The 20953-nt window shown below is 67.8% G+C and carries 17 protein-coding genes and 1 tRNA gene; 15 read left to right on the plus strand and 3 right to left on the minus strand.

The genetic code is table 11. From position 1 onward, the window contains the following. The first annotated feature begins 111 nt into the window (after positions 1-111). From V5F48_RS05795 to V5F48_RS05830, 8 genes are all read left to right on the plus strand, one after another. Positions 112-822: a glutathione binding-like protein gene (locus tag V5F48_RS05795; protein WP_394257929.1), complete on the plus strand. Its 711-nt coding sequence runs from the start codon at positions 112-114 to the stop codon at positions 820-822. A gap of 82 nt (positions 823-904) precedes the next feature. Beyond that, complete coding sequence (locus V5F48_RS05800; protein ID WP_394257930.1) at positions 905-2983, plus strand: tetratricopeptide repeat protein; 2079 nt, start codon at positions 905-907, stop codon at positions 2981-2983. Positions 2984-3191: 208 nt separating this feature from the next. Beyond that, positions 3192-3283 (plus strand) — tRNA-Ser (locus V5F48_RS05805). A 405-nt stretch (positions 3284-3688) separates the two neighbouring features. Then, positions 3689-4936 (plus strand): phosphoglycerate dehydrogenase, encoded by a 1248-nt coding sequence (serA, locus tag V5F48_RS05810; RefSeq protein WP_394258064.1) that lies wholly within the window; start codon positions 3689-3691, stop codon positions 4934-4936. A gap of 975 nt (positions 4937-5911) precedes the next feature. Beyond that, a complete protein-coding gene (locus V5F48_RS05815; protein WP_394257931.1) occupies positions 5912-7393 on the plus strand; it encodes a porin in 1482 nt (493 codons plus the stop codon). A gap of 453 nt (positions 7394-7846) precedes the next feature. Beyond that, positions 7847-9151, plus strand: coding sequence for a porin (locus V5F48_RS05820; RefSeq protein WP_394257932.1), 1305 nt, complete (start codon positions 7847-7849; stop codon positions 9149-9151). A gap of 259 nt (positions 9152-9410) precedes the next feature. Next, positions 9411-11600 carry an OmpA family protein gene (locus V5F48_RS05825; protein WP_394257933.1) on the plus strand — a complete coding sequence of 730 codons (2190 nt, stop codon included), beginning with the start codon at positions 9411-9413 and terminating at the stop codon, positions 11598-11600. Positions 11601-11700: 100 nt separating this feature from the next. Then, the gene (locus V5F48_RS05830) at positions 11701-12423 is read left to right on the plus strand and encodes a hypothetical protein (protein WP_394257934.1); all 723 of its coding nucleotides are present in this window, start codon (positions 11701-11703) and stop codon (positions 12421-12423) included. Positions 12424-12941: 518 nt separating this feature from the next. Here the strand turns inward: V5F48_RS05830 and V5F48_RS05835 are convergent. Further along, entirely contained in the window at positions 12942-15281 is a 2340-nt protein-coding gene (locus tag V5F48_RS05835; protein WP_394257935.1) for a transglycosylase SLT domain-containing protein, read from the minus strand. A 462-nt stretch (positions 15282-15743) separates the two neighbouring features. Between V5F48_RS05835 and dapA the strand changes: the two genes are divergently transcribed. The 6 genes from dapA to V5F48_RS05865 are packed head-to-tail and all read left to right on the plus strand — an operon-like array spanning position 15744 to position 18742. Continuing rightward, positions 15744-16643: a 4-hydroxy-tetrahydrodipicolinate synthase gene (gene dapA / locus V5F48_RS05840; RefSeq protein WP_394257936.1), complete on the plus strand. Its 900-nt coding sequence runs from the start codon at positions 15744-15746 to the stop codon at positions 16641-16643. A gap of 24 nt (positions 16644-16667) precedes the next feature. Further along, positions 16668-16931, plus strand: a complete 264-nt coding sequence (locus V5F48_RS05845; RefSeq protein ID WP_394257937.1) for a hypothetical protein — start codon at positions 16668-16670, stop codon at positions 16929-16931. Continuing rightward, positions 16910-17209 carry a type II toxin-antitoxin system RelE/ParE family toxin gene (locus V5F48_RS05850; RefSeq protein ID WP_394109856.1) on the plus strand — a complete coding sequence of 100 codons (300 nt, stop codon included), beginning with the start codon at positions 16910-16912 and terminating at the stop codon, positions 17207-17209. The genes V5F48_RS05845 and V5F48_RS05850 overlap by 22 nt, the downstream gene beginning before the upstream one ends. Positions 17210-17254: 45 nt before the next feature. Next, a complete protein-coding gene (gene smpB / locus V5F48_RS05855) occupies positions 17255-17731 on the plus strand; it encodes an SsrA-binding protein SmpB (protein WP_138397647.1) in 477 nt (158 codons plus the stop codon). A 34-nt stretch (positions 17732-17765) separates the two neighbouring features. After that, positions 17766-18170, plus strand: coding sequence for a VOC family protein (locus V5F48_RS05860; RefSeq protein WP_394257938.1), 405 nt, complete (start codon positions 17766-17768; stop codon positions 18168-18170). Beyond that, entirely contained in the window at positions 18167-18742 is a 576-nt protein-coding gene (locus V5F48_RS05865; protein ID WP_394257939.1) for a peroxiredoxin, read from the plus strand. The genes V5F48_RS05860 and V5F48_RS05865 overlap by 4 nt, the downstream gene beginning before the upstream one ends. A gap of 6 nt (positions 18743-18748) precedes the next feature. On the opposite strand, the gene V5F48_RS05870 is transcribed toward V5F48_RS05865, so the two are convergent. Together V5F48_RS05870 and V5F48_RS05875 are read right to left on the minus strand one after the other, a co-directional pair. Then, on the minus strand, positions 18749-19399 hold the full coding sequence (locus V5F48_RS05870; RefSeq protein WP_394257940.1) for a uracil-DNA glycosylase: 651 nt from the start codon (positions 19397-19399) through the stop codon (positions 18749-18751). 73 nt (positions 19400-19472) lie between these two features. Continuing rightward, positions 19473-20084, minus strand: a complete 612-nt coding sequence (locus tag V5F48_RS05875; protein WP_394109860.1) for a LabA-like NYN domain-containing protein — start codon at positions 20082-20084, stop codon at positions 19473-19475. Positions 20085-20289: 205 nt separating this feature from the next. On the opposite strand from V5F48_RS05875, the gene rpoZ reads away from it, so the two are divergent. Further along, positions 20290-20679, plus strand: a complete 390-nt coding sequence (rpoZ, locus tag V5F48_RS05880; RefSeq protein WP_282641297.1) for a DNA-directed RNA polymerase subunit omega — start codon at positions 20290-20292, stop codon at positions 20677-20679. Positions 20680-20953: the final 274 nt, after the last annotated feature.

A 20953-nucleotide genomic window follows, 5' to 3' on the forward strand; every position in this document is an offset into this window, starting at 1 on the left:
GTCTACCTCTACGCTGCGGCCGCGGGACCGGCCTCTGACACGAAGATGAGAGTCCGCTTGACCTGGAGGATCGCCAGACGATCCAACGGGCCCGGTCTCTGGGAGCGCATCATGGCCGCAGTCCAGTCTTTGCCCATCGAGCTTTTCTACTGGCCGACCCCCAACGGATGGAAAATCACCATCATGCTGGAGGAATGCGGGCTGCCCTACACGGTGAAGCTCGTGAACATCGGCAAGGGCGACCAGTTCAAGCCGGACTTCCTCGCCATCTCCCCCAACAACAAGATGCCGGCCATCATCGATCCGGAGGGGCCGGACGGGCAGCCCATCTCGGTGTTCGAATCCGGCGCCATCCTCCAGTATCTCGGCCGCAAGACCGGCCTGTTCTATCCCGCCGACGCGCGCGGCCGGGTGGAGGTGGACCAATGGCTGTTCTGGCAGATGGGTGGCCTTGGCCCCATGGCGGGACAGGCGCACCATTTCCGCATCTATGCGCCGGAGAAGATCTCCTATGCGGTGGAGCGCTACACCAATGAGGTGCACCGGCTCTACGGCGTGATGAACACCCGCCTGAAAGACCGGGAATACCTCGCCGGCGACTATTCCATCGCCGACATCGCCTGCGTGGGCTGGGCCAAGCTGTGGGAGCGGCAGGGCCAGCACATCGAGGAGTTCCCCCATCTCAAGGGGTGGCTGGAGCGTGTCCTGGCCCGGCCCGCCGTGCAGCGGGGCCTCGCCGTGAACGTCGAGGAGCGGGCTAGGGTGGACCTCTCCAAGGACAAGGATGCCCAGAGCGTGCTGTTCGGCCAGCGCGCCCGCTGAAGCCGGGCCTGAGATCAGATCACCGCATGAGCCGGCAATGCTGTATGGGTGAGGCCGTCTGATTCCGCGGCAAGGAGCGCCCATGGTCGAGGAAGAGCGCGCCGCCATTTCCCGCGCCACCGCATTGCATCGGGAGGGGCGCCTCGACGAGGCACTCGAGATCTACCTCCGCCTCCTGAAGGCGCGACCGGGCGTGTTCGAGGTGGAGCGCCTGGTGGTCTTCGCCCAGCTGCAGGCCGGGCGGATCAAGGAGGCCCACGTGGCGGCCCGCCGGGCGAAGCAGGGCCATTCCAGCAATCCCCACGCCCATGTGCTGCTCGGTGCCACGCTCCAGGCCGAACACAAATGGGAGCGTGCGCTCAAGGCCTTCGAGGCGGCGGCGCGGCTCGATCCGGGCCTCGTGGAGGCGCGCTATCTCGCAGGCAACATGCTCGCCAATCTCGGGCGCCACGCGGAGGCGCTGGCGCATTTCGACACCGCTCTCGTCCTTGATCCCCGTGCCGTGGAAGCCCTCGCCAACCGGGCGCAGGTGCGGGTGCGCCTGGGCCAGAACGCCGAGGCGCTGGCCGATTTCGCCCGGCTGGCCGAGCTGCAGCCCTGGGAGCCCGCCCATTTGCTCGCCAAGGGCGCGCTGTTGCACGGGTTTGGCCGCAGCGCCGAGGCGGGGGAGGCGGCTTTCGCCGCCCTGCAGCTCAAGCCGGATCTGGCGGATGCCCATTTTCTCATCGGCCAGACCTTAAGGTCGGCCGGGGATCTTCCTGCCGCACGGGAGGCCTTCCGCCTGGCGCTGGCCGCCGCGCCCGACCGGCCCGCCTTCCAGCTCGCACTGGCGCGTCTCGAGCGTGAGCTGGGCGAGGCCGAAATGTCCCCGGCCCCGAGTGATCCTGCGCCCGATGCGGATGCCGCCCAGGCCGGGCTGGAGCCGGCGGACGTACCGCACACGCCCGGCGATCTCGGCGATCTCGAAGGGATCCACGCCGCCACGCCAGCCGCCGAAGCGGCCGAAGTGGCCGAGCCTGCGCCCTCGATCCCGTCGGCCATCCCTCCCGTCCCTCTTCCCGCCACGGAGCCGCCGGCGGTCGATCCCGGCCTGCCGGCCACGGTCGAAGCCGAGGCAGTGTGGGATCTTGCGCCGGATGTGGCCCAGCCTGATGCCGGGAGCCTCCCGGTGGAGGACTATGCCCGGCCCGAGCCGCCGGCGCGCCTTCCGCCGGACGAGTTCGGGGATGAAAGTCCGTCGCCGGAGACCGTTCGCCTGCGCGCGCTCGACGCCCTGGCCGAGGGGCGCTGGCAGGACGGCTGGGTGGGCCTGGAGGCTGGCGCAACCGGCGATTCGTCGGCACAAGAGCCGTTGCCCCTGCCGCATTGGGACGGGGTGGAGATGCCCTCCGTCCTGATCGTGACGGCGGAGGGGAACCTTGCAGACCTGATCCTGTTCGGCCGCCTGCTGCGGCTGCTGGCCGACCGGAAAATTCCGGCGCGGCTGCTGGCGCAGGCCGGCGACGTGCCGCTGCTGTCGCGCATCGACGCGCGCATCCCCGTGGCCAGCGACCTTGCCGGTGTGGACGTGCGCGATGCCGGCCTGCGCTGGACGCCCATCGCCAGCCTGCCGCGCCTTATGGCGCCGGACCCGCAGGGCTGGCCGCATCCGCCGTATCTTCTGGCCGATCCCGCGCGCATTGCCCGCTGGCGAGCGATGCGGCCCGACGGTTTCTCGGTAGGGATCGCCTGGAACGGCGATCTTCCCCTGCTGTCGGCTTTCGCCGCCCTGGCCGCGCTTGAGGGCATCGCGCTGGTGAGCCTCGAAACGCGGCCGGAGGCGGAAGCTGAACTGGCTGCCATGCCGTTCGGCGGGCAGGTGAGCCGCCTTGGGCCCGGCTGGGACGGCGACGGCAGCTTCAGCGATACGGCCGCCTTCATCCAGCATCTCGACGTGTTGGTGACGGGGGAGGGGCCGGTGGCCCATCTCGCCGGGGCCCGGGGCCGTACAGGCCTCGTCGCCGTGGGCCCTGCGGCGCACTGGTGCTGGGGGAGGGAAGCCGGCACCACGGCCTTCTACCCCTCGCTCGCCCTTGTCCGCGCCGCCCGCCCCGGCGATTGGTCCGGCGTCGCCGAAATCCTTGCCGCCCGCGTGGCCGCATGGCGCGACGCCGCGCCCTGATCGCGGCCGGTCCAGTCTCCGCGCTTGCCACAACTCTCTGATCTGGTTGATCCGTTTTTCAGAACGGATGGGGATCATCCGTTTCGGCTGATCCATGAGCATCGCACCCTCAGGCTCCCGATCGTTCGCGTCGGCGTCACATTTCCGGAGGGATACGATGTCGGATGCCTTGCAAAGGCCGCGGCGGTTCGGCATAGGGAGACGTGCTGGAGACGTGGCCGAGAGGCTGAAGGCACTCGTTTGCTAAATGAGCAGACCCCCAAAAGGGTCTCGAGGGTTCGAATCCCTCCGTCTCCGCCATTTTTGTCCGCCATCTCTTGCCGCCATCTTTGTTCGCGCGCCGCCGCCAATCCTGCTCGCACGGCGTCGAGTTCGAGCGTCGGTCTTCACTTCCCGCCAGTCATTGCCGCCAGTCATTGCCGCCACGTCTCTGATAGCGCAGCCAATTTCTCCGGACGCGAGGGGCGGCGCCGGCTCCAGGCGAAGCCCCCAGAGGGGCGGTATCTGCGGGCGAAAGGCCGAAGTGTCGCAGGGACGGGGGCACCAGCCTGCGGCAAAAAACGGTAAATATTGACCAACACTGAGGTTCGCTGCCGAAATTGCCGGCAGCATTGAGCCGCGCCGCGGGTCCTGTTACGCGGTCTTCGGCCCAGGCCTCATCCCTTGTTGAAGGACGCCGCGATCGTGCACGACAGCCCATCCCCCATGCCGCACCTCTCCCTGTCCAAGGACAAGATCAAGGTGCTGCTCCTCGAAGGCGTGAACGACAGCGCGGTGGAGCTGCTGACCGTCGCCGGCTACACCAACCTTGTCCGCCTGCCCAAGGCGCTCGACGGCGATGCGCTGAAGGAGGCCATCAAGGGTGTCCACATCCTCGGCATCCGCTCGCGCACCCAGATCACGCCCGAGGTGCTGGAGGCGGCGGACCGGCTGATCGCCATCGGCTGCTTCAGCGTCGGCACCAACCAGGTGGACCTCGACGCCTCCCGCGTGCACGGCGTTCCGGTGTTCAACGCGCCCTTCTCCAACACCCGCAGCGTGGCCGAGCTGGTGATTGGCGAGATCGTGATGCTGCTGCGCCGTATCCCCACCCGCTCCCAGGCGGCGCACGAGGGCCGCTGGGACAAGTCCGCCACCGACAGCCTGGAGGTGCGCGGCAAGACGCTCGGCATCGTCGGTTACGGCAATATCGGCTCGCAGCTCTCCATCCTCGCCGAGGCCATGGGCCTCAAGGTGATCTTCTACGATCACACCGACAAGCTGCGCCACGGCCAGGCCGAGCCGGTGGCCACCCTCACCGCCCTGCTTGCCCAGAGCGATATCGTGAGCCTGCACGTGCCCGAGACGGCGGCGACCCACGGCATGATGGGCCGCGCCGAGATCGCCGCCATGAAGCCGGGCGCCTACCTCATCAACAACAGCCGCGGTACCGTGGTGGACCTCGACGCCCTCGCCGAGGCGCTGAAGGAGGGCCGCTTGCGCGGCGCGGCGGTGGACGTGTTCCCGGTGGAGCCGGGTTCCAACAACGAGCGCTTCGTCTCCCCGCTCCAGGGCCACGACAACGTGATCCTGACGCCGCACATCGGTGGTTCCACCGAGGAGGCGCAGGAGCGCATCGGCGCCGAAGTGGCGCGCAAGCTGGTGGATTATTCGGACGCCGGCTCCACCATGGGCGCGGTGAATTTCCCGCAGGTGCAGCTGCCGGCCCGCCCGACGGGGACCCGCTTCATCCAGATTCACCGCAACCTGCCGGGCATGCTGGGGCGACTCAACGAAGTGCTGGCGCGCCACTCCGTCAACATTGCCGCGCAGTATCTGGAGACCTACGCGGACGTGGGCTACGTGGTTCTGGATGCCGATGCCTCCACCGCCGACAGCCAGGGCGTGCTCGCCGATATCCGGGCGATCGAAGGGACGATCCGCGCTCGCCTGCTTTACGAGCACAAGATCTAGAGCATTTTCAAGCGAAGCGGATCCCGGTTCGCATGAAGAAAATGCGTAAACTCAATGCTCTAGAGGCATGCGCCGATCAGCTTGCACCGCAAGCTGATCGGCGCATGCGTTCTCGTTTCTCGGAGTGAGAGCACGCGCCTGCCACCCCAGCCGTCGCGGCGCCTGCGTAGCCACTTGCGAGCCGCCACTTGCGAGCCGCCACTTCCAAGCCGCCACTTCCAAGCCCCACCTGCGAGCCTGCGGCCGGCAAGCGGGCATTCCTCCGGGACCTGCCATTCCCGGTGCCTCGGCGCACTCGCGTGGAAACGGGGGAATCCGGAAATGGGCGAATCGACCGCCTCGCCGGGGTGCCGAACGGCGGCTTTCGCTCCCGCCGGCGGCAGGGGGAGCATCCGCTTACCTGAGAGTCCGACGGTAAAAAGATGCTGATTCTTCGGCTGCACGCCTGTTTCAGGTCGCATCTGACCTGAGGTGAGAGTCATGCCCTGCAGCGCTTCGCGGCGAAAATGGCACACTTTTCCCAGGTCCAGATTCCGCCACAGGCGAGACATGAAGGCCCCGTCCGTGCGGGGGCGCCTCATGAGCCGGCTACCACCCGAAAGGTCCGGCTTGAAATCCGTGCTGCGGTGCGGCTCCCAAAACCGAAAATAGATAAGGATCATAACGTTAAATGGGTTAGGGCGGGGTCTGGGCTCAGCGCCATACAGGTATCTTGGTAGGTTGTTTGCAGAGTGCCATTCCTGCAACACCCAGCGGAAAAGCGGCCGTTGGGTGACGTGAACGGTACCGTTCTGATTGATCACCGTTTCGCCTTTTGTATGTTGGCACTGCGACGAAGGGGGGCAGTCCCCGGTCGCCCACTGCGTGTTCGGGGGGTCTGAGGACGCAGTGGGAAATCGGGGCAAGAACCCTCTCGGGGTGCAGCCGCACCGGCGAAGCGGAACTCGCTCCCTCGATCAAACTTGGAGGTCTAAAATGAAGATGGTGAAGAGCCTTCTCCTCGGTAGCGCGGCAGGTCTCGTCGCAGTCGTTGGAGCCCAGGCCGCCGATCTGCCTGTCAAGGCGAAGGCAGTCGAATACGTGAAGATCTGCTCCGCCTACGGCGCGGGCTACTACTACATCCCCGGCACCGACACCTGCATCAAGATCGGCGGCTACGCCCGCTTCGATACGTATGTGAACGCTGTCGGCACCTTCAACCCGGCGATTTCGTCGACCACCGGCACCATCTTCAGCGGTCCGGGCGTGGGCAACTTTGCCTACCCCTTCAAGGACGCCGACGACAGCGACTACCTGACCCGCGTCCGCGGTGTCTTCGACATGGATGCCCGCACCCAGACCGACTACGGCACCCTGCGCTCCTACGTGCGCTTCGGCGCCGAGTGGAACTCGCAGACGGGCGCCAACGCCGGCTCCGGCTCTGGCGTGTATTTCGAGCGCGCCTTCATCCAGTTCTCCGGCTTCACGTTCGGTTATACCCAGTCGTTCTTCGACACGGGTCTGAACTACATGCTGACCACCCCGTATGCGGGCTCCAACACCTGGACCACGCTTGCGGCCTACACCGCCCAGTTCGGCAACGGCTTCTCCGCGACCCTGTCGCTGGAAGACGCCGCCAACCGCACCACCGGCGTGCAGATGGCTGGCGCCAGCACCGTGGCTTCCATCAGCAGCACGACCATCGGCACCGGCCTCGGCTACACCAACTACCAGGCTGGCCAGCAGGCGCCTGACATCGTTGCCAACCTGCGCATCGACCAGGCTTGGGGTTCGGCCCAGCTCTCCGGTGCTCTGCATCAGGTTCAGGTCACGGCTCCGCTTTATGCGGGCTTCTATCCTGGCCTCACCTCCAGCGACTCCTGGGGCTGGGCTGTCGGCGGCGCGGTGGAGTTCAAGCTCCCCTTCATCGCCGCGGGTGACAGCATCTTCTTCCAGGCTGGCTATGAAGAAGGCGCGGCCAACTACCTCGGCCTCTCCGGTACTGCCCAGGGCCGTGCGGTGGGCGTCGGCTCCATCGACCTGACCCAGGTCGGCAGCTTCATTTCCGCGACGGGCGCTTTCTACACCGTGGCTGACGCGGTGGCGATCAACTCCTGGGGCGAAACCAGCCTGACCAAGGGCTGGAGCCTCCAGGGCCAGTTCCGCCACTACTGGACCCCCGGCCTGCGCTCGGCGCTCTACGCCGGTTACATCTCCTACGAAGTTCCGGACAACGTTGTTGCCGCCCTGGACTTCAATCTGTGGCAGGTCGGTGTGAACACCGTCTGGTCGCCGGTGAAGAACCTCGATATCGGTGCGGAAGTGATCTACAGCAAGGTCGATGGCTCGGCCCCGCTCGGCTACTACCCGGCCTACACCGGCGGTGTTTCCAACGGCTACCCGGCCACTGGCTACACGATCGCTGGCGGCTCCACCGACATCTGGTCGGGCGGCGTGCGCGTGCAGCGCAACTTCTGATCCTCGCGCCAAGCGAAGATTTCAAAACGAGGCCCCGGTGGGAAACCACCGGGGCTTTTTCTTTGTCTTGACGCTTTTCTTTGTCTCGACTTTAAATTACGCTAGGTAAGTAATGGCAATATCTAGAATTATAATAATCCAATAGTGCATCCGCGGTATTTCAATTCGGATCGCATTTTGCCATTGTTCTCCACGGAAAGGTGCGGCGCGCAACGCGGGCCAGAATCACGCCGCTGGATCACAGATATCAAATGCACTTGGGAGGCATCGCGGCTCGTTGCTGCGGGGTGAGCTCCGGTGACGGTCTGTTGATTTCACATCATCTTGGCTCGCGCTGTTTGGGACGGCGTACCCCGCGACAAAATCGATCAGGCCGCTTCTCACCCTTGCAAGGGCATGGCGGTGACGATAAAGATACTTTGTATCGTTATGGGGGACTCAATGGCGCGTTCCATGGCTTTTGCTCGGTTCTGCCCCACGGTCGGCGGCGCTCGGGCACCGCTCGCGGCCGCAGCGCTGCTCGGGCTGGCGTCGATGGTCGGGACCGCGCGGGATGCACGGGCGGCCGACCTGCTCTCCGTCAAGGCCAAGGACGCGTACATGCGCGCCTGCACGGCGCAGGGTGAGGGCTTCTATTACATTCCGGGCACCGACACCTGCATTCGCGTCGGCGGCTATGCCTGGGCGGAAGGCTATTACAACACCTATACCCAATATCCGGCCGAGAACGACAAGAGCTATTCGGTGGCCACCGGCGGCCTCATCCTCGATGCCCGCACCGAGACCGACTACGGCACCCTGCGCTCCTATTTCGAGACAAGGTTCCGCTGGCGCTCGTCGGACCCGTGGTCCGAGGGACCCAATGGCGCCGAGCTTGAGGTCTGGAACATCTATGTCCAGTTCGCCGGCTTCACCTTCGGCCACGCGCAGTCCTTCTTCGACTTCTACGCCAACGCCAATGTGCTCGGCACCGACCCGGCCACCATCGGCGACGACGTCCGCATCAACCTCATGGCCTACACCTACGAATTCACCAAGGGCCTGAGCGCCACCCTGTCGTTCGAGGACGCGGCCGACCGGCAGAGCGGAACCCTCGCGGCCGATCCCGCCACATTCTCCGACGAAGATTACCTCGCCGGCCAGACGGTGCCCGAGGTGGTCGCGAACCTGAAGTATGAGGGCGAGTGGGGCTCGGCGCAGCTCTCCGGCGCGCTCCATCAGGTCAAGGCGGTGTCGCTGCTGAACACCATCTCGTCCACCGACTCGGACTGGGGCTACGCGCTTCAGGGCGGTGTCATGTTCAACCTGCCCATGCTGGGTGAGGAAGACACCCTCTACCTTCAGTCGGCCTATGCGGATGGCGCCACGGCCTATCTCGGCCTCCAGGACCCCTCCGGCAGCTATTCGCCGCCGGACGCCTTCATGAGCCTTGGCGGCCTCTCCCGGGTGTCGGGCTGGAACTTCACCGCTTCGCTCCTGCACAATTGGAACGAAAAGTGGAGCACCGCTTTGTTCGGCGGTTATGCGGCCTACGACTTCAACGACCTGGAAGCGCAGTCCTTCTACGGCGCGTCGGGCGGGAAGAATTACAATCTCGGCGGCTATCTCGCCTTCGCGCCGGTGAAGCACTTCACCATCGCGCTGCAGTACGACTACACCTACAATTCGGCGTCGAACTATCTGGCCACAGATTTCTCGCCGGCGCTGTCGTCGGTGGCGGCCAATCGCGTGCTGCTCTTCGTCTCGCGCGATTTCTGAGCCCCGGCAGCCTGGGTTTTCCGCCGCTTTTGCGCGTCTCCACCGCTTTTGCGCTTCGCCACCTTGACGCGCCATCCTCCTGCCGGAGGGTGGCGCGTCTTGCGTTGCGGCCGGATGCCGCTTGAGCGCTCGGCCCTTCTCCGGGGGGAGGCTTCCGGTTCGTCGCAGAAGTGTGCTGAAGTCCCCTCCGGTGCCGGGTGGGCGAGCCTGCGGGCTCCACCCGGGGGCGCATAGGCCGGCGAGAGGGAGAAACGAGCGGATGGCTTCGGCGGATGGGCGCGAACGCGAGCCTGAGCAAGGGCACGGCACGGGGTGGCCGGGCCTGTGGCCGCTGGTCGTCGGCCTCGTTGCCTTCGTGGTGCTGAGCGCCTTCACCCTCGCCGCCGCCCGCGGCCCCATCGAGGCCGACCTCGATTCGGCCGCGGCGGACATCCTCGCCCGCACCGGGGAGGGATGGGCCTTTGCCCATTTCGAAGGGCGCGACGCCACGCTGGAAGGGGAAGCTCTGGCGGAGGAGGCCCGGGCCAAGGTGCGCGCCTCCCTCACCGACCTGTTCGGCGTGCGGGTCGTGCATGATGCAACAACCATCCTGCCGGAACGCCGCCCCTTCACCTTCAGCGCGGTGAAGGATGGCCGCGTCATCGGCCTCGAAGGCCATGTGCCGTCGGCGGATGCGCTGGCCCGCATCGTCGCGGCCGCCCGTTCTGGCGGTGATCAGGTCGTGGGCCAGGAGCGCCTGGTGCGGGCGCGCGGCGCGCCCCCGGGTGATTTCGCGGCCCTGGTCGCGTTCGGCCTCGCGCAGCTCAAGAAGCTGCCGTCCGGCCGCATCACCCTTGCCGACGGGGCCATCGGCATCGAGGGTCGTGCCCGCGACCTTGCGAGCTACGACGCCCTCGCCCAGACCATGCTCGGCCCCCTGCCGGATGGCATGGTGCTGGCCCGCTTCGCCGTGCGCCCGCCGGTGGCTTCGCCCTTCTTCTGGTCGGCGGTGCGCGACGGCACGGTGCTGCGGCTCAGCGGCTTCGTGCCGTCTTCGGAAGCGCGCAGCGAGGTGGCGGTGGCCCTGTCCGCCGCGGTGCCGGGCATCGGCATCAAGGACGACACCCGGCTGGCCGATGGCGCGCCGGCCACCGCGCTCTGGCTGAAGGCCGTGCGCTTCGCCGGGCAGGTGCTGGCCCAGTTGCCCGAAGGCCGGGTGACGCTCTCCGACAGCACCATCGCGGTGGAGGGGGCGGCGCCGAGTTTCCCCGCCTTCGACCAGTTGCTGGCCGAGCGCCGCGCGCCGCCCGATGGCTTCCAGATCACCCGCTTCGCGGTGGAACCGCCGCGCGCCGCACCCTTCACCTGGCGCATCGAACGGTTCGCCGAAGCGGTGCGCCTGTCGGGCTACGCGCCGTCGGATGAGGCGCGGCGGCTGCTGGTGGATGCCACGCGCGCGGCTTTCCCCGGTGTGCAGGTCGCCGACGACATGCAGCTCGCCTCCGGCGGGCCGGCGCCGGAAGTGTGGGCCAGTGCGGCAAGCTTCGCCGTGGCCCAGCTCGTCAAGCTCCGCACCGGGGCGGCCGATGTGGCGGGCACGCAGGTGACGCTCTCCGGCGAGGCTGCCGATTCTGTCGCCTTCCTCAATGTGATGCAGGCGGTGAAGGCGCCGCCGGCGGGGGTGAGCGTGGTGGCGGACGATTTCGAGCCGCCCACCATCTCGCCTTATGTCTTCTCGGTCCGCCGGGAGGGGGACGAACTGACCGTCTCCGGCTTCTATCCGGACGCGGCCGCCCACGCCGCCATCCGCGCCGCGCTGGACCGCGACTTCCTGCGCGAAAAGGTGAATGATGTGTCGGCCGTGGGCGGCGGCGCACCGGATGGTTTCCTGCCCGCCGCGCTGGCGGCATTGACCCAGCTGTCCCGCATGGGAACGGGGGAGATCAGCATCGTCGACGGACAATTGCGCCTCACCGGCACCGCCCTGACGCCGGCCGCCGCGAGCGAGACGGCCGCCGAGCTGAAGCGGGCCGTGCGCCCGCCCTTCATGGTGGAGACGGCCATCGATCCGGCGGTTGCCCCGGGGCCGGTGGATACGGACGCCTGCGGCCGGCAGGTGGGCGAGCTTCTGGCGCGCGGCACCATCCGCTTCGCCAGCGGCAGCGCCGAGATCGACCGGCACAGCCGGGGCCTCATCGATCGCCTGGCGGTGACGCTCACGCGATGTCCCGCCGCGGCGGTGCGCATCCTGGGCCACACCGATGGGGTGGGCGACGCCGAGTTCAACAAGCGCCTGTCGGAGGCGCGGGCCAACGCCGTGCTTGCCTATCTGGTGACCGCGGGCATCGCGGCCGATCGGCTGAGCGCGGCGGGCTTTGGCTCCGGCCAGCCGCTCGCGCCCAATGATACCGAGGCGGGCAAGGCGCTGAACCGCCGCATCGAGTTCGAGGTGAAGGAGCGCGCACCGTGATCTATCTCACCATCGCCTTGTGGCCTTATCTTATGGGGGCGGTGGGAATCGGTCTCGCCACCGGCTATGCGCTCGGCCGGCTGAACCCGGGGAGGCGTGCATGACGGCCTTCACCATCGAAGTCCTGCTGCTCCTGGCCCTGGCCTTCCTGCTGGGGCTCGTCCTGGGCTTCAAGCTCGGCCGCCGCCACGCTGCAGCTCTTGCCGAAAGCGGGGCGCCGCCCGTGGTCGCATTCACCGGCCGCCTGCCGGTGCACGAGGCGGGCGAGCGCGAGGCGCGCTTGCCGCCATCCGCGCATTCCGTTTCGGCCCCGCCCTCCGAACCGGCCCCTCATGACCGCGCTCCGAACCCTGTGGTTCCGAGTTCACCGGGCGAGGGAGAGCCGCTCCACCTGCCGCCGCGTCCGGTGCCGGCGCCGCGCGAGCCGGACCTGTTCTCTCGCCTTGGGTTGAGCCCGAACCTTGCGTCCCTGCCGCCCGAGCCGGAGGACGAGCCCCTGCCATTGCCGCTGCCCCCCGCGCCGGTGCGGGAGAAGGGGCCGGACGGCCATCCCGGCGTGCGCCCGCCCACCCTCGATGCCCCGGAAGGGGAGGAGCCGGACGACCTCAAGCTGCTGAAGGGCATCGGCCCGCAGAACGAACGCCGGCTCAACGCGCTCGGCATCTACCATGTCCGCCAGATTGCGGCCTGGACGCCGGACGAGGCGGCCTGGGTGGGCAGCTATCTGGCCTTTCCCGGCCGTATCGAGCGGGAAAACTGGATCGGCCAGGCCCGCGCGCTGGTCGCGGGAGAGCCGCCGCCGAACGGGCGCCGACTGCGCTGAGGGGAGGCATCGCATCCCGGGAGAGAGGGCTGCCGTCATCCCGCGCTTCGGGTGAACCCTCTCCCGCTTGCGGGGGAGGGCAGGGTGGGGGCAGGGCTCTTACCGCTGGCACACCGAACGGTGGTGACGCGGTGGCTCCCGCCCGCCCCACTGTTGCCAATTCCCACCGGCCTTTCCCCCTCCCCAACCCTCCCCCGCAAGCGGGAGAGGGGGTGCATCGGGTTGAGGGGAGAGGGCTGCCGTCCTCCCGCGCTTCGGGTGAACCCTCTCCCGCTTGCGGGGGAGGGCAGGGTGGGGGCAGGGCTCTTGCCGCTGGCACATCCAACGGTGGTGACGCGGTGACTCCCGCCCGCCCCACTGTTGCCAATTCCCACCGGCCTTTCCCCCTCCCCCGCAAGCGGGAGAGGGGGTGCATCGGTTGAGGAAAGAGGGCTGCCGTCATCCCGCGCTTCGGGCGAACCCTCTCCCGCTTGCGGGGGAGGGCAGGCATCGCGACTTGTGGAGAGCGGCCCCCTGCCTCAGCGGCCGCCGCGCAGGTCGGCTTCCATCTGCAGCTTGGAGGGGATGTTGAAGCGCACCTTGTAGACTTGGTAGTTCTCCATCACCCGCTGCACATAGTTGCGGGTCTCGGAGAAGGGGATGGATTCCACCCAGTCCACCACGTCCACGTCCGGGTCGCGCGGGTCGCCGTAGCGCTGGATCCACTTGGCCACGCTGCCGCGCCCGGCATTGTAGGCGGCGAACACCAGCACGTAGTTGCCGCCGTAATTCTGCACCAGCTCGCCCAGTTCGGCGGCGCCGAACTGCACGTTGTAGGACTGGTCGCTCATGAGCCGGGATTCGCTGTAGGGCACCCCGGTCTTCTTGGTGACCTCGCGGCCGGCCTCGGGCGTCACCTGCATCAGGCCCATGGCCTTGGCGCTGGAGAGGGTGCGCGCGTTGAACTGGCTTTCCTGCCGCGCCACCGCATAGATCGCCGCCTTGTCCACCGGATTGCCGATGGGGGTGTAGCTGGGCAGGCCGAAGGTGGGGAAGGCTTCCGCCTCCAGCGGATGGCCTTCCGCGAGGCCCTCCTTGCCCACCACCAGGGCGCCGCGGGCGTCGCCGTTGGCCTCGGCCAGATCGGCCAGCATGACGAGCTGGGCCGGGTCCTCCATGCGCCAGGCGAGGTCGTAATAGATGGTGAGGGGAATGTCGCGCTCGCCCACGGCGTAGAGCATGCGGATGGCCTTCACCGGCTCCAGCCGCGCGAAGGTGGTGCGGCTGTCGAAGGAGGGCGAGGGCGAACGCAGCACCACCGGCGCCATGCCGAGCTTGGTGCGCGAGAGCTGGCCGTAATAGGTGGCCGGGAAGCGCGCCGCCGCCTGGAACCGCTCGCGGGCACGGCCGCCGTCGCCCATGGCCTCCGCCGCCTGCCCCTGCCAGTAATAAGCCCGCGACAGGGTGATGGGGTGCTTCTGGTCGTCGTCGATCTTGGCGAAATGCTGGGCGGCGGTGCGCGGGTCCTTCAGGAAGCGCAGGGCGATCCAGCCGGCGGTGAAATGCTGCTCGGCGCGGTAATTGTCGGCCTTGGGCGGCACGCCGGTGGCGGCCACCTTGTAGGCGGTCTGGAAATCACCGGCTTCCAGCAGTTCGCGGGCGACGAGGCGCCGCTCGATCCACCATTCGTCGGGATCGGCCCGGACCTGGTCGGAGGTGGCGCCGGCCAAAAGCGCGCGCGCGGCGTCCTGCGGCTTGTCGGCCCGGCGGGCGAGCTGCGACTTGGCGAACAGATAGGCCGGATCGCTCGACAAATTGAACGGCACCAGGGCGAGCAGCTTTTCGCCGTTGGCGTCCTTCTTGGCGATGGCCATGCGCGCCTTGGTGAGGGCGACGATGTCGGAGCCCGCCCGCGCCGCGGCGCGCAGGGCGCGGTCCGGGTCCGGCTTGTAGCTGAAGCGGTCGGCCCGCAGCTTGTGGTCGGTGCGGGTGAGGAAGCCGGAGAATTCGTTGATGATCTTCGATTCGAACAGCTCGTTCAGTTCGTCCTCGCGCCACGCCTCGCGCACCCAGTCGGCGGCGTCGGAGCGGTTGCCGGCGGCGACGAGGTAGCGGGCGAGCGCGATCTTGCCCTCGCCGGAGAGCGGCGGCTGTTCGGCGAAGAAGTCGCGCGCCTTCGCCGGGTCGCGGTTCTCCTGGAACAGCACCCGTTCGGCGCGGCGGCGCAGGGTGTTCTGGGTCGGCCAGCCGGGCTTGTCCTTCAGGAACTGGTTGATGGCGTCGAAGCCGAGGTCGTTGGGGGCGTGGCGGATGACGAGCCAGGTCACAAGGCTGTGCGCCGCCGGGTCGTCGAGCTGCTGGGCGGCGCCCATGGCTTCCGCAGCCCGCCCGTTCTTGGCGGCGGTCACCGCTACCTTCAGCGCGGCAAGGTCGCCGCCGGGGATGGCGGACGAGGCGCCCAGCGTCGGCGCGACCTGGGGCGCCGCGGCCGGGGCGCGGGCGGTGGCCGGCTTGCCCGAGGGCTTGGACGCGGTCGGCTTCGGTGCGGTGGGCTTGGCCGTGACGGGCTTGGCCGCATCCTTTTGGGCCTTGCCGGACTTGATGTCCGCCGACGCCTTGGCATTGCTGGCCGGCTTGGCGCTGGTGGCCTTGGTGTCCTTGGTGGGCTTGGTGTCCTGGGGGGACTTCGCGTCCTTGGTGGACTTCGCATCCTTGGCCGCGGGCTTGCCGGCGTCCTTCGCCTTGCTGTCCTTCGCGGTGTCCTTGGCGGCAGCCGGCTTGGCCGTCGGCGTGGTCTCCGCGAGAGCCGGCATCGCCCCGCTCCACGCGAGGGCGAGCGCAAGCGCGCTCACGGAAATCAGGCTCGAAACAGGCGACATGCAATGTCCTCGCGGCGGGTTCGGTCGTGTGGCGTGATCTTGCGGCTTCCCCCTCGGCCATGTTCCGCCAGCCGTGTTGACGAAACCCTAACCAGATTGATCGCGCAAACAGGGCGAAAACGCGGCTCATGACCCAGCGTCGGTTGTAAGGGCCGCAATCCCTCACCGGGGTGCCGCCCCATCCCCATGAATGGCGCGGCGCCGCCCGGGCAAGGCGCCCGCGCCGGTCTCCGGTCGCTGATCCGCATCCGTGGGATGTTGTCGATGCTTGCCCTCTTTCCGGCCGGCCGGCAAAAGGCTAAGGGTCAAGGCCCGCACCCGCCGCTCACCCGAGCCGGCGTAGCGCCGGGATGTTCGTGCGCGAGCTGACTGTTCGCGCGCACGTCCTCGGCCAATCACAAGCCCCGCGAGGCTGGCTTTCACCGGCCGGCCGATAAGCCCCAGGAACCCAAGGCGTTCGCCATGTCGCCCATTTCGTCTGCGTCGCGCTTCCGCGGCTCGTTTACCGCTCTCGTCACCCCGTTCCGCGACGGCGCGCTGGATGAAAAGGCGTTCCGCGCCTTCGTGGACTGGCAGATCGCCGAAGGCACCCACGGCCTCGTGCCGGTCGGCACCACCGGCGAGAGCCCGACCCTCTCCCATGAAGAGCACAATCGCGTGGTGGAATGGGCGATCCAGCAGTCCGCCGGCCGGGTGCCGGTGATGGCGGGCGCCGGCTCCAACAACACGGCGGAGGCGGTGGCCCTCGCCCGGCACGCCGAGAAGGTGGGCGCGGATGCCCTGCTGGTGGTGACGCCCTACTACAACAAGCCGACCCAGGAAGGCCTCTACCAGCACTTCAAGGCCATCGCCAACGCGGTGGAAGTGCCGATCTTCATCTACAACATCCCGAGCCGCTCGGTGATCGACATGTCGGTGGAGACCATGGCGCGGCTGTTCGAGATCAGGAACATCGCCGGCGTGAAGGATGCCACCGCGAACCTCGCCCGCGTCTCGCTGCAGCGGCAGGTGCTGGGGCCGGACTTCATCCAGCTCTCGGGCGAGGATGCCACCGCGCTGGGCTTCAACGCCCACGGCGGGCAGGGCTGCATCTCGGTGGCGTCCAACGTCGCCCCGCGCCTGTGCTCGGACTTCCAGCTTGCCTGCCTTGCCGGCGACTTCAAGGCGGCGCTGGCCATCCAGGACATCCTGATGCCGCTGCATACGGCGCTGTTCGTGGAGACCAATCCGGCGCCCACCAAGTATGCCCTCTCGCTGCTCGGCAAGATGAGCGAGGAGGCGCGGCTTCCCATGGTGCCGGTCTCCGAGACCACCCGCGCCGTGGTGCGCAGCGCCATGGTGCATGCCGGCCTCATCAACTGAGCGCGGGTCTGCTATCCTTCGTCCATGACCAAGCTGCTGGACCAGGCCATCGCCGAGATCCGCAAGCTCTCCGACGCGGAACAGGACCGCGCCGCAGAGCTGCTGCTCAGCCTCGTCCGCCGGGGCGGGGCGGGTGAGGGCGGTGAGGCAGATGAGGGCGGGGAGGCGGATTACCGGCTGACGCCGGAGCAGATCGAGCGGGTCCGGCTCGGTCTTGCCCAGGCGCGGCGGGGCGAGTTCGCAGATCCGCAGGAGATTGAGGAGCTGTGGCGGCAGTTCGGGCTGTGAAGGTCCACTTCACGCCGGTGGCGCAGCAGGACCTTGCGGCGATCCTCGCCTATCTCAGGCAGCATTCGCCTGTCGGCATGCGTCATGTGGGGTCCGCGATCCGCCAGACCATCCGCCTGCTTGCGGCTGAACCTTTCATGGGGCGGCCGGGGGTCCTGCCGGGCACCCGCGAGTTCATCGTGCGCGGTTATCCCTATCTCATTGCGTATGAAGTTGATGAGACGCGCCGGGAACTGTCCATCGTTGCCGTCGTCCACACCGCCCGCCTGCGCCCCTGACCCATACCGCTTGCCTGAGCGGTGCGCCGAGACCACATTCCCACCATGAGCAGCAAGAAGACTGAAGCTCCGCGCAAGATCGCCGCCGACAACCGGCGCGCGCGGTTCGATTTCGAGATTGGCGAGACCTTCGAGGCCGGTGTCATGCTCACCGGCACCGAGGTAAAGAGCCTGCGTACCGGCAAGGCCACCATCGGCGAGAGCTATGCCGCCCAGAAGGCCGGGGAGATGTGGCTCTACAACGCCTATATTCCCGAATATCTGGAGGCCAACCGCTTCAACCACGAGACCCGACGGCCCCGCAAGCTGCTGCTGCACAAGCGGCAGATCGCCAAGCTCGGCCACGCGGTGGAGCGCGAGGGCATGACCGTGGTGGCGCTGAAGATCTATTTCAACGATCGCGGCCGCGCCAAGGTGGAGCTGGCCCTTGCCAAGGGCAAGAAAGCCCACGACAAGCGCGAGGCCTCCAAGGAACGCGACTGGGCCCGCGACAAGGCGCGCCTCATGCGCGACCGCGGCTGATGACGGGGCGCGGCTGACGGGACGGGGAGGGAGCATGGCCGGCAGGATCGCGTTTGACCACTGCGTCGTCCATGTGAGCGATTTCGCGCGCTCCAACGCCTTCTATGCGGCCGTGCTGGGCGCGCAGGTGGTGCCGGTGGGGGCGGGCTTCGCCTATCGCTTCGGCGACCGCCAGCTCAACCTGCACGGGCCGGGGGTGGACCCGGTGCCCGTGGCGCGACTGCCGGTTGCGCCCGGCAACAGCGACCTGTGCTTCCGCTGGGACGGACCGATTTCCGAGGCGGCGGACCATCTTGCCGCCCACGGCATTACGCCGGAGCTGGGTCCGGTGCCGCGCTTCGGCGCTTTGGGGCGGGGCACCAGCCTCTATTTCCGCGATCCCGACGGGTCGCTTCTGGAATTCATCTCCTATGACGACGCGCAAGGGGAGCAGCCATGACCACTTATAACAGCCTGCCGGACGGCCTTCCCGCTCCGGAGGACGACGGCCACGCCGCCCACCTGCCGGGGCTGGAACTGCCCATCATCGAGCTTCCGGCCACCGACGGGCGGATGATTGACCTTTCGGCCCTGTCGGGGCTTGCGGTGGTCTATGCCTATCCGCGCACCGGCGTTCCCGGGGAGCCGCTGCCCACGGGCTGGGACGAGATCCCCGGCGCGCGGGGCTGCACGCCGCAGTCCTGCGCCTTCCGCGACCATTTCGCGGATCTGAAGGCGGCGGGGGCGGAGCATGTGTTCGGCCTCTCCCTGCAGGATACGGCCTACCAGCAGGAGGTGGCGGAGCGCCTGCACCTGCCGTTCCCGCTCATCTCCGACCACCGGCACGAACTGACCCACGCCATCCGCCTGCCCACCTTCACGGTGGAGGGCGCGATGCTGCTGAAGCGCATCACCCTCATCATCGAGGACGGCGCCATCTCCCACGTCTTCTATCCGGTGTTCCCGCCGGACAAGAACGCGGCCGACGTGCTGGCGCACCTTCATGGCAAGCGGGTGCAGGAGCAGGAGTAGGGCGCTTCAGGCCGCGTCGAGATAGGCCCGCACGGAGGCGAAGACGGCGCGGAACATGTCCGGCGTCAGCACCCGCGTGTTGGTGTTGTAGCGTGAGCAATGGTAGCTCGCGAACAGCCGCACCGGACCCAAGGTCCCGTCCGCGATCGTATCCGTCGCGCCGTGGCCGAACTTGAGCCGCGAGGCCTTCTGCCCCAGCGCCGCCAGCGTCGAATCATGGGCGATCTTGCCCAGGGTCACGATGGCCGAGAGGCGCGGCATGGCGGCCATGGGCGCTGACAAAAATGGCCGGCAGGTGCGGATTTCCTCCGGCGTCGGCTTGTTCTGCGGCGGCACGCAGCGCACCGCATTCACGATGCGGGCATCGACGAGGGCGAGGCCGTCGTCCGGATGGGCGGCATAGGGGCCGGTGGCGAAGCCGTATTCGATCAGCGTCGCATAGAGCAGGTCGCCGGCATAGTCGCCGGTGAAGGGCCGCCCGGTGCGGTTCGCTCCCCGCAGGCCGGGGGCGAGGCCGACGATGAGCAGGCGCGCGTCTTCAGGCCCGAAGGCGGGCACGGGGGCGTTGTGCCAGGCGGGTTCGGCCGCCCGCCACGCGTGACGGAACTCCGCGAGGCGCGGGCACAGGGGGCAGTCGGCCCCCGGCTCGACGGGCATGGCAGCCGGGAGCCTTGCCTGCGCAGGCACCCGGGCAACGGAAACCTTGGCCATGGTCGGCGACCCGCGGGGCTCAGGTTTCGCCGGGGTCGCTGGCGGTGGCGGTGGCACCGCGGCGCTCCAGGAAGCGGGGCGTCTCCGACATGCGGCCCTGCCGCTCGGAGGGATCGCGCCCGATCTTGGGCTGCAGGTCCACGAGGTCGATGAAGACATCCGCCTGCCGGCGCAAATCGTCGGCGATCAGCGGCGGCTGGGTGGAGATGGTGGACACCACCGACACGCGCACGCCCTTGCGCTGGAGCGCCTCCACCAGCGAGCGGAAATCACCGTCGCCGGAGAACAGGACGATATGGTCCACGTGCTCCGCCAGCTCCATGGCGTCCACGGCGATCTCGATATCCATGTTGCCGCGCACGCGCCGGCGCCCCTGGGAATCGGTGAATTCGCGGGCGAGCTTCGTGACCACGGCGTAGCCGTTGTAGTCCAGCCAGTCGAGCAGCGGGCGGATCGAGGAATATTCCTGATCCTCGATCAGTGTCGTGTAATAAAACGCCCGCAACAGATACCCACGGCTCTGGAATTCCTTCAGGAGCCGCTTGTAGTCAATGTCGAAGCCGAGCGCTTTGGTAGCTGAATATAGATTGGCGCCATCTATCAGAAGAGCGATCTTTTCCAGGCCCTGCATACAAAGGTCCGCCGATGGAATGGGATGGGCGTAACGGGAACGGCTGTAAATCACGTCCTACGTTCGCCTTTCTCCGACGAAGGCCGGCCCAAAGCAAGCGAAAAAGGCAGGGCGGGCTTGCCCATCATGGTGAATTGCTGTAGTGACCCGCTCTTCCCAAGGCCGAGTGTTGCGCGCCTTATGCGCATGAGGGAGTGACGAGCCCATGGCCCGTGTCACGGTTGAAGATTGCATCGACAAGGTGGACAACCGGTTCGAGCTGGTCCTGCTCGCCGCCCACCGGGCGCGCATGATCTCGTCCGGCGCCCAGATCACCGTTGATCGCGACAACGACAAGAACCCCGTGGTCGCGCTGCGCGAGATCGCCGACGAGAATGTCAGCCCCGAGGATCTGAAGGAAGACCTCATCCACTCGCTGCAGAAATACACCGAGGTGGACGAGCCCGAGCCTGAGACCGTGCCTCTCATCGCATCCGGCGTTGGTTCAGGCGGCGACGACGGCGACGTCATGCTCGACCGCATGACCGAGGAAGAACTGCTCGCCGGCCTCCAGGGCCTCGTGCCGCCGGAGCACACCGACGACGACGAAGGTTGATTGTTCGGGCCGATCGTCTGGGCTGCTCGCCCGGCGTGCAGCTCAGGAATGTCAGCGCTATCACGGCCGGGCCAGTCCCGGCCGTTTCGTTTTGGGGCTGCCAATTGGGCCGGCGAACAGGGTTGTTGCTCGACCGGGCACGATGGAACCCTCTCCCGCCCGAGGCCGGATGTTTCCGGCCTCGGCTCGTGGGAACCGAACTCGGCAGAAGCCGGGTTCGGGCGGGAGACGGGATAGGGGTGCCCAATTCAAACCGATTTAACGGACCCGTTGA

Origin of the sequence: Xanthobacter autotrophicus ATCC 700552 (assembly GCF_043194565.1) — a bacterium.
Taxonomy (GTDB): domain Bacteria; phylum Pseudomonadota; class Alphaproteobacteria; order Rhizobiales; family Xanthobacteraceae; genus Xanthobacter; species Xanthobacter autotrophicus_F.

Coding starts and splice junctions, on each gene's coding strand:
- V5F48_RS05795 (WP_394257929.1), top strand. CDS start 112: ATGGCCGCAGTCCAGTCTTTGCCCATCGAGCTTTTCTACTGGCCGACC.
- V5F48_RS05800 (WP_394257930.1), top strand. CDS start 905: ATGGTCGAGGAAGAGCGCGCCGCCATTTCCCGCGCCACCGCATTGCAT.
- serA (WP_394258064.1), top strand. CDS start 3,689: ATGCCGCACCTCTCCCTGTCCAAGGACAAGATCAAGGTGCTGCTCCTC.
- V5F48_RS05815 (WP_394257931.1), top strand. CDS start 5,912: ATGAAGATGGTGAAGAGCCTTCTCCTCGGTAGCGCGGCAGGTCTCGTC.
- V5F48_RS05820 (WP_394257932.1), top strand. CDS start 7,847: ATGGCTTTTGCTCGGTTCTGCCCCACGGTCGGCGGCGCTCGGGCACCG.
- V5F48_RS05825 (WP_394257933.1), top strand. CDS start 9,411: ATGGCTTCGGCGGATGGGCGCGAACGCGAGCCTGAGCAAGGGCACGGC.
- V5F48_RS05830 (WP_394257934.1), top strand. CDS start 11,701: ATGACGGCCTTCACCATCGAAGTCCTGCTGCTCCTGGCCCTGGCCTTC.
- V5F48_RS05835 (WP_394257935.1), bottom strand. CDS start 15,281: ATGTCGCCTGTTTCGAGCCTGATTTCCGTGAGCGCGCTTGCGCTCGCC.
- dapA (WP_394257936.1), top strand. CDS start 15,744: ATGTCGCCCATTTCGTCTGCGTCGCGCTTCCGCGGCTCGTTTACCGCT.
- V5F48_RS05845 (WP_394257937.1), top strand. CDS start 16,668: ATGACCAAGCTGCTGGACCAGGCCATCGCCGAGATCCGCAAGCTCTCC.
- smpB (WP_138397647.1), top strand. CDS start 17,255: ATGAGCAGCAAGAAGACTGAAGCTCCGCGCAAGATCGCCGCCGACAAC.
- V5F48_RS05860 (WP_394257938.1), top strand. CDS start 17,766: ATGGCCGGCAGGATCGCGTTTGACCACTGCGTCGTCCATGTGAGCGAT.
- V5F48_RS05865 (WP_394257939.1), top strand. CDS start 18,167: ATGACCACTTATAACAGCCTGCCGGACGGCCTTCCCGCTCCGGAGGAC.
- V5F48_RS05870 (WP_394257940.1), bottom strand. CDS start 19,399: ATGCCCGTCGAGCCGGGGGCCGACTGCCCCCTGTGCCCGCGCCTCGCG.
- V5F48_RS05875 (WP_394109860.1), bottom strand. CDS start 20,084: ATGCAGGGCCTGGAAAAGATCGCTCTTCTGATAGATGGCGCCAATCTA.
- rpoZ (WP_282641297.1), top strand. CDS start 20,290: ATGGCCCGTGTCACGGTTGAAGATTGCATCGACAAGGTGGACAACCGG.